Here is an 11,678-nt window from a genome sequence, read left to right on the forward strand (position 1 = left end):
CTATCGGGGCCCAGTCAGCGGGCCTACGCCGATGAAATGCGTTCCGGCTTCGACCATTACATGGGTCTCGAGGAGTCGGCGCGAAAGGTTACTGCCTGGAAGACATCCATTGTGCCGGGTCTGCTACAAACCCCCGAGTATCGACGTGCGATGGCGTGGATGGAAGAACCGAACAAGTCGACAGTGCAGGTAGAGAAGCTGATCGAGGTTGCCGCTAAACGGCAGACGCGCCTAAAGGAGCCACACTTCACCTTGGATGTGATCCTCTGGGAGGCCGTACTTCGTGACCAGATAGGCGGACCTGCCGTGATGCGCGAACAGCTGGAATGGTTGATCGAAGTGAGCACTCTGCCGAACGTGTCCATCCGAATGGTTCCGTTCGATGGTGCTGGGCATCTGGGCTCTCGGGTTGGATCGTTCGTACTACTGGAATTTCCCAAGCTCTCGGCAACCGGCCTGACCGAACCACCCGTGATCTTCGTGGAGGAGTGGGCGGGTGATCTCTACCTGGAACGGGAGCCCGAAGTGACGCGTTATCGAAATGCCTTGGCGGAGATCAGCCGTGTAGCGTTGGATCCGGACACGACCAAGCAAACCGTGTTGGCGATGGCAAAGGAGTACCGCGCGTGAACATCGACCTGTCCGGGGCCAGGTGGTTCAAGAGCAGTCGCAGCAGCGCCACCGGCGAGTGCGTAGAGGCTGCCCACCTTGCGGGTGGCCATGTCGGAGTACGAGACTCGAAGAACCCTGACGGTCCGGCCCTGATCTTCACTCCTGGCGAGTGGGATGCGTTCGTAGCGGGCGTGCAGGACCGGGAGTTCGACCGACCCTGAGCACACGAAAAAGCCCCCGTCTGTAGGGTCTTAGAACTCGTGGCGGAGTCTCTACGGACCAAAGGGCATTCGGGCTCGTACGGTGACCGCAGCAACCCGCCGCGAGCTGCGTCTGGCCGCCCTCGGCATTCCTCCTGGCGATCAGCCGGGGCACTTTGTGCCGAGACGAGTGATAGCCGAGAGTGCCGTTCGGAGCGCGGCCTGCACACTTTCCTGGACAGCCCAACCGCCGGGCTTGGGAGAACCTGCCTAGGGGCAGGAGGGGAGTGCCCTGTCGATACCCAGCGTGGCAATCAGATCTTCGTGCAGTTCGAACCAAACTCGGTGGGCGGAATCGTGTTTGGTGCCGGTAACCATCTCGGGATTGTCGGCGGCCAGGGAGACGGCCGCGGCGAACCGAGTGTCGTAACCGGAGAACCGGGCGAGTCGTTCGGTGAGCTGAATCGTCAGCGGAACCAATTCCTCTGCGAGGCTTTCCAGTTCGGCCAGGATCGGCCGGTCCCGCTGCGCGTCTGCGTGGTCGTTGTCCTGCATGCTGCCATCGGGAAGGATGGTCAACTGCCAGGCGGTGCAAGCCTGCACCAACCGTGCGTTGAGCGGGAGAAACTCGCGATAGACATCTTCCGCGAACGCTTTCGCCCCGCACTCGGAAAGCTCGTCGGCGAGTAGCCGCTCGTTCTCCGCACGCCCGCTCTCGGTGAGCGACCACCCTGCGTCCGGCCCGAAACGGAAGCGGCTGATCCAACCACGCTCTCGGAAGTCCCGCACGTGCGACTCGGCGAGGCCGACATGCATTCCATATCTGTCGGCCGCCGCCTGCGTATCAACGAACCCTCCCAGGCGGATTGCGTGCAACGCGAGCAATGAACTGCGGGAAACGTGCGTCATCCCGGACCTCCCTTTCGTGTCGAGCAGCCATGCCTGGTGAAGCGACATCAACGTTGGGTTGAGCGAACGGCATGAACGTGTCCATTGGTCCCATCGACCGAGATAATCCGATGATTCGCCAGGGACGCCATCGCCCCCTTTGCCGCCACCACGGCTGGAATCCCGTACTCGCGGGCGACGATCGCCGCATGGGACAGAATTCCCCCGGTTTCGGTCACCACCGCGGCGGCAAGGCTGAAAAGCACTGTCCACGACGGATCGGTCGTGCGACAGACGATGACATCGCCCGGCCGAACCGCGTCGAAGTCGTCAACACTGTGCACCAGCCGGACCGGACCGGCGACAACACCACGGCTGGCCGGGGCGCCGGTGGCTATCGGTGCTTCTGGCATTTTGCCTCCTGTCTGCCGCGCCACCACGATTCGGCTCGTTACCGCCGGGTGGTTGCCGCATGGCGCCATGCGACGCGGGTCGCGAATCGTTTCTGCGCGGCTTGCCTGGAGACACCGAGGTAGGCGCCGATCTCCGCCCAGGGCATGCCCACGTGCCGGGCTTGGTCCACGAAATAGTCGAGCAGCTGATCGGCCAGCCGCATCGAGTGCGCAGCGTGAGCCACCGCTGCCGCCAACTGATCCAGGTTGCTATCGGGGTGGGCCCGCTCGATCGCGGCGATCATGTCGCGCAGTGGCACCTGCCGATCCATGCGTCAACCATAGATTGACGAGCGCCATCTCGTCAACTATTAGTTGACGGATGGCGGTGGGTGTCTATCCAGAGAACCTGAACAGTCGAGTCTTCTCCTCCATCGCACCCACCGGCACTTTCGCCACCTCCACCCCACACCTACGGATGATCGCCAACACGGGTGAGATCGTCGAGGCCGCCGTCGGGTGGAACCGCGGCATCCGCCCCGGCCCAGACCCCGACTGTGGCCACCGAATCCACGGTGCGACACCAACTCTCGTCCCCCTCGACGGCCCCATGGTCGACAACGAATGGACCACGCAACTCAACTACCTCGCAAACCGGGACGGACATATCGCCGTCGCTTTCGAATACGGCCAATGGGTGACAGCTCCGGTCCGACAAGGGCTGAACACCGTCTTTGTTCGGGTGATCGGCAGCGGCAACACGCTCCGGATCAGTTCTCTCGCACCGGGACTCGAGGTATGCGTCGGCTCTGGCCCGGTCGGAGTCGCATACCATGACAATTGATGCCCGTGGATAGCCAGACTTTGCTATTCCATCCCAGCGGCGCTACGACTACGACAACTTGCTCCTGATGGAGAATCTCTCCCATTCCCGACTCGTCTTCAGAACACCGGACGATCGTCATATGATCGGGTCGCGGGTAGGATCGGGGGTATGACTCGCAGAACCACGAAGGTCTCGCTATCACTGGAAACCAGCGCCTGGGAGATCGCGAACCGTGAAGCCGCCAAGGCGGGCATATCGCCGTCGGCGTGGGTGTCGAAGGCATGCCAGCAGAAGGCGATCCGCGACTTCCGGCCCGTCGTGACACCCGCCGCCGACGAGGCTGCCACGGTCGCCTACGAAGCCGAGCAGGCCGCCGCCGAAGCCGACGAGCGGCACCGCCGCCGCAAGGGCGCTGCGTGAGGCGCGGAGACATTCACAACTACGGACAACCTGGCGCGGCGCTGCACAAGATAGTGCTACTCGCCTCCAACCAGGCAATTCTTGACAGCGAACGCCCATGGTTCGCGGGCCTCGACGTGCTCGACGAGAGCGACGGCGACATCCTCACCGTGCCTATCCCCGGCTACGGTTTCGTCAACACGGCCTCCACTCACCGGCTCTACCGTCATTGGGTCGGCGACCGCATCGACAGCGCCGACCCCGAAACCATCGAACGCGTAGAGGAAGCTCTCCGCGTCTCTCTCGACCTGTGACCGGTGCCGGATGGTTGACCATCCGGCACCGCCCACTGAATTAGCCGACCATGCCCGCATGGTGAACGACGTCACCTACCGCCGAAATGCATGCCCGTGCTGCACACCGGTAAGCGGCAAGGCGCGAGTGGGAGAAACAGCGCTCCGGAACGCTCGCCCGAGGGCCTAGCGGTTGTCGCCCATGACCGCGCCCTCGCGGCGTGGGTCCGCCCCGCCGATCCAACCGTCGCCGTCGCGAGTCAGCACGGACAGACCGCTGGATTGCGGGGTGGTGGAGACCTCGTGGCCCAGTTCGCGCAGGCGTACGGCGAGGGGATCGTTATCGCTCTCGATGGCGGGGTGTTCGTCGCCGACATTAGTGGTCGGGCTGTTGCCCGCGCCGAAGTTGACCGCCGATGCTGCCTGTTGTGGGTCGAGGCCCCAATCCAGCATGCCCACCAGGGTTTTCACCACGAATTGGATAATGAGGGAACCGCCGGGGGAGCCGGTGACGTGGGTGAGGGCGCCGAGGGTGCCGTCCGGGCTCTGGTCGAAGACCAGGGTGGGGCTCATGGAGCTGCGGGGGCGTTTACCGGGGTCGAGGCGGTTGGCGACCGGGAGGCCGTCCTCGCCCAGCGGGTCGGCGGCGAAGTCGGTCAGCTGATTGTTGAGAATGAAACCGTTGACGAGATGGAAAGAGCCGAAGGCGGATTCGACGGTGGTGGTCATGGCGGCGGCATTGCCGTGCTGGTCGACCACGGAGATGTGGCTGGTGCCGTGCTCGGGCGGTTGCGGGCCGGTGCCGAGGGGGGCCGGGCCGAAATCGCCGGGTTGGGCGGTGCCCATACTGCGGTTCGGGTCGATGAGGGCGGCGCGCAGCTTCAGGTAGTCGGGATTGATCAGCGTCTGCGGTGTATTGCCCGGCAGCGGAACGAAATCCGAGTCGGCGATGTACTTGTTGCGATCGGCGTAGGCCAGCCGCTCGGCTTCCGAGATGATATGCACCGCTTCGGCTGTCGGTTTACCGCCGTCGCGCGCGGCATCGCCGCTGCCGAGGTCCTCGGGTTTCATCGAGGCGAGGTCGAAGTTCGACAGGATGCCCATGGTGGCGGCCACGGTGATACCGCCGGACGACGGATTGGGGAAACCGCAAATCGTATGGTCGCGGTAGGGCGCGCAGAGCGCGGTGCGCTTCTTCGGCTGGTACCCGGCGAGATCGGCGAGCGAGAGCTGGCCCGGAGTGCGCCCACCGGTCGCCGACGCGGTGGCATCGACAATATCGGCGGCGATCGCGCCGGTATAGAAGGCATCGGCACCGTCGGAAGCGATGGCGTTCAAGGTCTTCGACAGACCGGGATTGGTGAGGTTGGTGCCCGCCGGTTTCGCAGTGCCGTCGGCCTGTAGGAAATACTCGCGGGCGGCATCGTCAAGCGCGAGATCCGATGCGGAGTCGGCGATTTGGCCCGCGAGGCGTGGACTGATGGCAAAACCCTGATCCGCCAGGCTGATTGCCGGATCGAACAGATCGCGCCAGGATTGCTTACCGTGTTCGCGGTGCGCGAGCTCCAGCAGGCGCAGCACCCCGGGCGTACCGATGGACCGGCCGCTGGCGCGCGCATTCGGTTGCGGCTCAGTGCGATCGGTATCGCTGACCCAGCGCAGATAATTCTCGGTAGCGGCCGCGGGGGCGGTCTCCCGGCCGTCGTAGGCGTCGACGGTCTTGGTGGTGGCGTTGTAGTAGAGCAGGAACGCGCCGCCGCCGAGACCGGAAGCCTGCGGCTCGACCAGGCCCAGCACCGTCTGCGCCACGATGAGTGCGTCGGCCGCTGTACCACCGTCGCGCAGCACCTCGCACGCCGCCTCGGTGGCCAGCGGATTAGCGGTGGAAACCGCGAATGTCTTGGTACGCACGGGCGTCATGCCGGTGCGATAGCCGGACGCGATCTCCGGGTGCCTACTCAGATCGGTCGTCGACTCGGCGGGGGTGCGGGCCGCGAGGGGTGTGCCGTTCTCGCTCGTGACACAGGTGCCACTGGCTTTCTCGGGGCCCGGTGAGCAGCCGGTGACCAGCCCGAGCAGCAGGAGCAGGACGGCGGCACCGCCGGTGAGTGTTCTAGCGGCACTGCCGCTGTATGTTCGAGCGGCACCGCCGCTGAGGATCTGCTGACGCGTGTGCCTCATGACGGGACTCTAACGCCGGTGCGCGCGACGGACAGGCCTTTCGTGACCTCGACGCTGGGAAGTCCGGAAGCGGCTACCCCGATGGGGGTCGTAACCCGACTCGGGCGTCTTCGTAGCAATCGCTGAGAATGGGTCGGTATATGCCCTGAAATGGTGAAATGTCACTCAGATCGCCCGCTCGTGGCGGCGATGTGTTTCTCAGCAATCTGCAAGGTACCCTCGGTTCGCCTCATAACACGATTGCGGAGGGTTAACCGGCGAATGACCGAGATCCGGACAAAGGCCACGAACCTAACGGCTGAGGATTCCGGCTATCACAAGAGCTTGAAACCCCGGCAGTTGCAGATGATCGCCATTGGCGGAGCCATTGGCACCGGCCTCTTTCTCGGTGCGGGTGGGCGGCTGCGCGACGCCGGACCGTCGCTGTTCGTGATCTACCTGATCTGCGGCGTCTTCGTCTTCTTCATCCTGCGTGCCCTCGGCGAACTTGTCCTGCACCGTCCGTCGTCGGGCTCCTTCGTCTCCTACGCGCGCGAATTCTATGGGGAGAAGGCGGCTTTCGTCGCCGGGTGGATGTACTTCCTGAACTGGTCCATGACCGGCATCGTCGACACCACCGCCGTCGCGGTCTACCTGCACTACTGGGGTCCGTTCCAGCCGGTGGCGCAGTGGATCCTCGCGCTCGGCGCGCTGATCATCGTGCTCGGTATCAACCTCGTCTCGGTGAAATGGTTCGGCGAGATGGAGTTCTGGGCCGCCATGATCAAGGTGGCCGCACTGGTCACCTTCCTCATTGTCGGCACCATCTTCCTCGCGGGCCGCTTCGATATCGACGGCGCCGAAACCGGTTTCCGCATGGTGAGCCATGCGGGCGGCTGGTTCCCCACCGGCGTGCTGCCGCTTGTCACCGTGACCTCGGGCGTCATATTCGCCTACGCCGCAGTGGAAATGGTCGGTATCGCCGCCGGCGAAACCGAGAACCCGGCCAAGATCATGCCCCGCGCCATCAATTCGGTGATCGTGCGCATCGCGCTGTTCTACTGCGGTTCGATGATCCTGCTGGCGCTGCTGTTGCCCTACACCGCCTACAAGGCCGGTGAGAGCCCCTTTGTCACCTTCTTCAGCAAACTCGGTGTGGCGAATATGGGTTCGGTCATGAACTTCGTGGTGCTGACCGCCGCGCTGTCGAGTTTGAACGCCGGTCTGTACTCCACCGGACGCATTCTGCGTTCGATGGCCATGAACGGCAGCGCACCGACGTTCACCGCGCGTATGTCGCGGGCCGGTGTGCCCTACGGCGGCATTCTGCTGACCAGTTTTATCGCCCTGTTCGGCATTTTCCTCAATTACGTGGTGCCATCGCGGGCATTCGAAATCGTGCTGAATGTGGCGTCACTCGGAATTCTGGCCTCGTGGGCCACGATTGTGCTGTGCCAGTTGAAGTTGTGGAGCTGGACCAGGGACGGTCGCGCCGAACGCCCGGCGTTCCGGATGTACGGGGCTCCCTACTCCGGCATTGTCACGCTGGTCTTCCTGGCCCTGGTGCTGGTGCTCATGGCGTTCGACTACCCGGTCGGTACCTGGACCATCGCCAGTCTCGCGATCGTCATTCCGGCCCTGATCATCGGCTGGAAGATCGCCGAGCCGCGGGTGATGGCCATAGCGAACGAGCGTGCCGGATACACCGGGGACTTCCCGGTGCTCCCGCCGATTCCCATGGACGACAAGTAGTCTCACGGCCGCGGGACGTCGAACTTTGAAAAATGTCCCTGGCCAGCAGGTTTCGCGACCGCGCACGGTTATCGTGCGCGGTCGCACTGTATTCCGGCAAAGCCCTGCACTGTGTTTCGCGCCACAGCCGAGGGTCGCTGTGGTCATGGTCATAACTTGGCTGTCTCGATTGTCTGGAATCCAACCATTTGGTTAGCGTCAGGTTGCGCGTTCGCAGGGGGCGCGCAATGGATGGATACTCGATGAGGAGTAGCTGTGACTGCGTATTCGGCTGTCGCCGATCCGGTGGCGTCAGACGTGACCGCCGATTCGGCTGATACGGGCAACGGTGCTCCCACCACATTTTCCGATCGTTTCGCCACCGTCTTCTCCCGTGTGCTTCGTGATCGTCCCGAGATCGGCGACGCACTACGTGCCGCGGTGCCCGTGCAGGTGCGCGAAGCCCGGTACGCGGCCTGGGCGACAGCGGGATTCGCCTTCTGCCACTTCCTGCTCGCACTGCCGGACGGTCTGAATTCGGCGGTCGGCAGCGGCGCACATTTCTTCGCCGCCTGGCTGACGGGTGCGATGGCGGTGCTGTTCGGCATCCGTTCGCGCTGGGTGTGGATCGGCTCCCTCGCCGTAGCGAGCCTGCAGACCTTCCTGGGCGTCTTCACCCTGTTCTCGACCGAAATGCCCACGGGCGTCGGTCCGTTCATCGTCTTGGCGGGCATTATGGCCGCCGGAATCGTATTGGCGCTGCTGCTGCGCCGTGACTGCTACGCCTGGTTCGCCCGGCCGTAGCAGTCACGGCCGGATCTCAGGGGAGCGTGCGCCCCAGGGCGCGACCGGCCGCCCTGCCGGAGAAGATGCAGCCGCCGAGGAAGGTGCCCTCCAGCGCGTTGTAGCCGTGGACGCCACCGCCGCCGAAGCCCGCCACCTCACCGGCCGCGTACAGACCCGGGACCGGGGTGCCGTCGGGTCGCATCACCTGTGAATCCAGGTTTGTCTGCAAGCCGCCCAAGGTCTTTCGGGTGAGGATATTGAGCCGCACCGCGATGAGCGGCCCCGCCGCCGGGTCCAGAATGCGGTGCGGGGTGGCCACCCGGCCCAGCTTGTCGCCGAGGTAGCGTCGAGCATTACCGATCGCCATGAGCTGCGCGTCCTTGCTGAACTTGTGCTCGATATCGCGGTCGCGGGCGACGATTTGGCGTTCGATATCGGCGTGGTCCAGATGCGGGCCGCGGGCGATCTTGTTCATGCCCTGGATCAGTTCGGACAGAGTGTCGGCGACCACGAAGTCGACGCCGTGCTTCTTGAACGCCTCCACCGGACCCGGCGCACCCTTGGCGACGCGGCTCTTGAGGGTGAGTTTCAGGTCCTTACCGGTGATATCGGGATTCTGCTCCGAGCCCGAGAGCGCGAACTCCTTCTCGATAATCGACTGGGTGAGGATGAACCACGAGTAGTCGTAGCCCGTGGCGAGGATCTCCTTCATGGTGGTATTGGTGTCGAAACCGGGGAAACACGGTGCGGGCAGCCGCTTTCCATTGGCGTCGAACCACAGCGACGACGGTCCGGGAATGATACGGATGGCGTGATCGGGCCACACCGGATCCCAGTTGTGAATGCCTTCGGTGTAGTGCCACATACGATCTCGGTTCACGATGCGCCCGCCCGCCGCCTCGGTGATACCGAGCATGCGACCGTCCACGTGCGCGGGTACGCCCGAAATCATGTGCTCCGGGCACGGTCCCAGGCGATCGGTCGGCCAGTTGCGCCGAATGAGGTCGTGATTGTGGCCGATACCGCCGGAGGAGACGATCACCGCTTTCGCGTGGATCTCGAACTCGCGCTCCACCTCTCGGGTGGAGGCCACGCCGCGCTCGGCGTCGCTGGGTGCGAGCACACTGCCGCGCACGCCGGTGACCACATCGTTGTCGACCACGAGTTCATCGACCCGGTGCCGGAATGCGAAGCCGACCTGGCCGCGTTTCTCCGCGGCGAGTACCGGTTCGAGGAAGACCCGCACCACCTCCGGCCCGGTGCCCCAGGTGAGGTGGAAACGCGGCACCGAATTGCCGTGCCCGTCGGCGGCCGCGCCGCCGCGTTCGGCCCAGCCGACCAGCGGTGTCACCCGCAGACCGAGGTCGCGCAGGTACTGGCGCTTCTCGTGGGTCGCGAATTCGACATAGGCGCGGGCCCACTGCTTGGCCCAGTGATCCTCGTCCTCGCGGTCGAATCCGGCCGAGCCCAGCCAGTCCTGCATGGCCAGTTCGAGGGAGTCCTTGACGCCCAGTCGGCGCTGTTCGGGAGTGTCCACCAGGAACAGTCCGCCCAGCGACCAGAAGGCCTGCCCGCCCAGGTTGGCGCGATTCTCCTGGTCCAGCACCAGTACCCGGCGTCCCGCCTTGACCAGTTCGTGGGTGGCGACCAGACCGGCCAGTCCGGCGCCGATGACGATCACATCCGGGTTCTCGATCATGCCAATCCTCGGGTCGTAGAAGGTTCGATACACAACTGTATCGGATGAGGTTCGTGCAGGTCCCGAGGACCGGCGGGCAATCTTGCCCCGAAGGTTGTCGGTGGGCCGTGGCAGGGTGGTGTGTCGTGCCCGCGAAGAAGACTCCGCCTGGCGCGGCTACCACTGCCGCCAGTCGAACCGCTGCTGCTCGAACCAACACCTCGGCCCGGACCGCTGGCGCTGCGGCCCGGACTGCCACCGCTGGCAGTGCGGCGACCAGGACTGCCGCCGTCGGTGCGGCGACCTCGGCCACCGCCGGTAGCGCCGCGACCAGAACAGTCTCGGGGAGTGGCGCGGCGCGGATCGCCGCCACCGGCAGTGCCGCAGCGCTCGTGCGCACCGGCCGCCCGATGCCGCTCGCCACGGCACGCCGAATTGCCTTGGCCGCTCAGGGTTTCGCGGCCGTACGGCCCACGAGTCCACCTACTCGGCGCACCGTTATGCGTGTCCTCGACAACACCCGTCTGCTGCAACTGGATTCGGTGTCGGCCGTGGTGCGCGCCCATTACGCGCCGGTATTCAGTCGTATCGGCGCGTACGACCGCTCGTTGCTGGACGAGGCCGCCTGGACCGACACCGCCCGCCGCCCGCGCCGCCTGGTCGAGTTCTGGGCGCACGAGGCGGCGCTGATCCCGGTGGAGGATTGGTCGCTCATGCGGTGGCGCATGGAGCAGTACCGGCACGGTCGCTGGTCGGGGATGAAGCAGGTCCTGGACCGCAACCCGACGCTCGGTGACGAGGTACTCGGCGTGCTCCGCGAGTTCGGGGCCTGCACCGCCGGTGAGGTGGAGAAGCATCTAGAGCTGGATCGTCCACGCGCCAAAGACCATTGGGGCTGGAACTACAGCGATACCAAGGTCGTGTGTGAGGCCCTGTTCGCCTCGGGCGAGCTGTCGGTGGCCAAACGCGTCGGCTTCCAGCGCTACTACGACCTGACCGAACGCGTCGTTCCCGCCGATGTGCTGGCGCAGCGCATCGATGAGACCGACGCGGTACGCGAACTGGTGCGCCGGGCCGCCACCGCGCACGGTATCGGCACCGAAACCGACCTGCGCGACTACTACCGGCTCAACCGTCGCCAAACCGAGCCCGCCATCGCCGATCTCATCGCGGCGGGCGAGCTGGAACAGGTGACCGTCGCGGGCTGGGACAAACCCGCCTATCTACACACCGCCGCCCGCACCCCACGGCGGGTCACCGGTGCGGCGCTGCTGTGCCCGTTCGACCCACTCATCTTCTTCCGGGCCCGCACCGAACGGCTCTTCGACTTCCACTACCGCATCGAGATCTACACCCCGGAACCCAAACGCGTACACGGCTATTACGTCTTTCCGTTCCTGCTCGACGGCGAACTCGTCGGCCGCGTCGATCTGCGCGCCGAACGCGCCACGGGTCGATTGCTGGTGCCGGGCGCGTTCACCGAGCACGGCCGCGACCCGGCCCGTGTCGCCGCCGAACTCGCGAAAACCCTTCGGGAGATGGCGGATTGGCTCGAACTCGACACCGTCGAGGTGGGGGATCGCGGGGATCTCGTTTCGGCGCTGGCGGCTGCGCTGCGGTAGATGCCACGTGGCGGTAGATCAACTGCGGCGCAGACCCGCGATCGGTGGCGAGCGACAACACGCCCCACCGTCATCCCGGCGTGCTTTGGCC

13 protein-coding genes are annotated in these 11,678 nt (G+C 65.0%); 8 read left to right on the forward strand and 5 right to left on the reverse strand.

Translation table 11 applies throughout. The annotated features are described in order from the left end of the window. Together NU1_RS31210 and NU1_RS31215 are read left to right on the forward strand one after the other, a co-directional pair. On the forward strand, positions 1 to 630 hold a 630-nt coding region (locus NU1_RS31210; protein WP_067527065.1), incomplete at its 5' end, for a DUF5753 domain-containing protein. Then, the gene (locus NU1_RS31215; RefSeq protein ID WP_067527066.1) at positions 627 to 833 is read left to right on the forward strand and encodes a DUF397 domain-containing protein; all 207 of its coding nucleotides are present in this window, start codon (positions 627 to 629) and stop codon (positions 831 to 833) included. The genes NU1_RS31210 and NU1_RS31215, both read left to right, overlap by 4 nt. A gap of 249 nt (positions 834 to 1,082) precedes the next feature. Here NU1_RS31215 and NU1_RS31220 read toward each other — a convergent pair whose 3' ends face one another. Genes NU1_RS31220 through NU1_RS31230 form a run of 3 tightly spaced genes read right to left on the reverse strand, consistent with a single transcriptional unit; the run spans position 1,083 to position 2,424 of the window. Next, entirely contained in the window at positions 1,083 to 1,721 is a 639-nt protein-coding gene (locus NU1_RS31220) for a hypothetical protein (protein WP_067527075.1), read from the reverse strand. 47 nt (positions 1,722 to 1,768) lie between these two features. Beyond that, entirely contained in the window at positions 1,769 to 2,140 is a 372-nt protein-coding gene (locus tag NU1_RS31225; protein ID WP_245720397.1) for a PEP-utilizing enzyme, read from the reverse strand. 11 nt (positions 2,141 to 2,151) lie between these two features. Next, positions 2,152 to 2,424, reverse strand: a complete 273-nt coding sequence (locus NU1_RS31230; protein WP_067527068.1) for a hypothetical protein — start codon at positions 2,422 to 2,424, stop codon at positions 2,152 to 2,154. Between the two features lie 56 nt (positions 2,425 to 2,480). Here NU1_RS31230 and NU1_RS31235 point away from each other — a divergent pair, with 56 nt between their 5' ends. The 3 genes from NU1_RS31235 (at position 2,481) to NU1_RS31245 (ending at position 3,631) form a co-directional block, all read left to right on the forward strand. Beyond that, positions 2,481 to 2,936 (forward strand): hypothetical protein, encoded by a 456-nt coding sequence (locus NU1_RS31235; protein WP_157553297.1) that lies wholly within the window; start codon positions 2,481 to 2,483, stop codon positions 2,934 to 2,936. A gap of 150 nt (positions 2,937 to 3,086) precedes the next feature. Beyond that, entirely contained in the window at positions 3,087 to 3,338 is a 252-nt protein-coding gene (locus NU1_RS31240; RefSeq protein ID WP_067527070.1) for a hypothetical protein, read from the forward strand. After that, a complete protein-coding gene (locus tag NU1_RS31245) occupies positions 3,335 to 3,631 on the forward strand; it encodes a hypothetical protein (protein ID WP_067527071.1) in 297 nt (98 codons plus the stop codon). Before NU1_RS31240 ends, NU1_RS31245 begins: the two co-directional genes overlap by 4 nt. 165 nt (positions 3,632 to 3,796) lie before the next feature. Here NU1_RS31245 and NU1_RS31250 read toward each other — a convergent pair whose 3' ends face one another. Beyond that, on the reverse strand, positions 3,797 to 5,791 hold the full coding sequence (locus tag NU1_RS31250; protein ID WP_084521975.1) for a gamma-glutamyltransferase family protein: 1,995 nt from the start codon (positions 5,789 to 5,791) through the stop codon (positions 3,797 to 3,799). Between the two features lie 261 nt (positions 5,792 to 6,052). Here NU1_RS31250 and NU1_RS31255 point away from each other — a divergent pair, with 261 nt between their 5' ends. Together NU1_RS31255 and NU1_RS31260 are read left to right on the forward strand one after the other, a co-directional pair. Then, positions 6,053 to 7,522, forward strand: a complete 1,470-nt coding sequence (locus NU1_RS31255) for an amino acid permease (protein ID WP_067527072.1) — start codon at positions 6,053 to 6,055, stop codon at positions 7,520 to 7,522. Positions 7,523 to 7,777: 255 nt separating this feature from the next. Beyond that, the gene (locus tag NU1_RS31260) at positions 7,778 to 8,305 is read left to right on the forward strand and encodes a hypothetical protein (RefSeq protein ID WP_067527073.1); all 528 of its coding nucleotides are present in this window, start codon (positions 7,778 to 7,780) and stop codon (positions 8,303 to 8,305) included. 16 nt (positions 8,306 to 8,321) lie between these two features. Here the strand turns inward: NU1_RS31260 and NU1_RS31265 are convergent, their stop codons facing one another. Continuing rightward, positions 8,322 to 9,986 (reverse strand): FAD-binding dehydrogenase, encoded by a 1,665-nt coding sequence (locus tag NU1_RS31265; RefSeq protein WP_067527074.1) that lies wholly within the window; start codon positions 9,984 to 9,986, stop codon positions 8,322 to 8,324. A 389-nt stretch (positions 9,987 to 10,375) separates the two neighbouring features. Between NU1_RS31265 and NU1_RS31270 the strand changes: the two genes are divergently transcribed. After that, a complete protein-coding gene (locus tag NU1_RS31270) occupies positions 10,376 to 11,587 on the forward strand; it encodes a winged helix-turn-helix domain-containing protein (protein ID WP_067527077.1) in 1,212 nt (403 codons plus the stop codon). Positions 11,588 to 11,678 lie beyond the last annotated feature (91 nt).

The organism is Nocardia uniformis NBRC 13702 (assembly GCF_001613345.1).
Lineage (GTDB): Bacteria > Actinomycetota > Actinomycetes > Mycobacteriales > Mycobacteriaceae > Nocardia > Nocardia uniformis.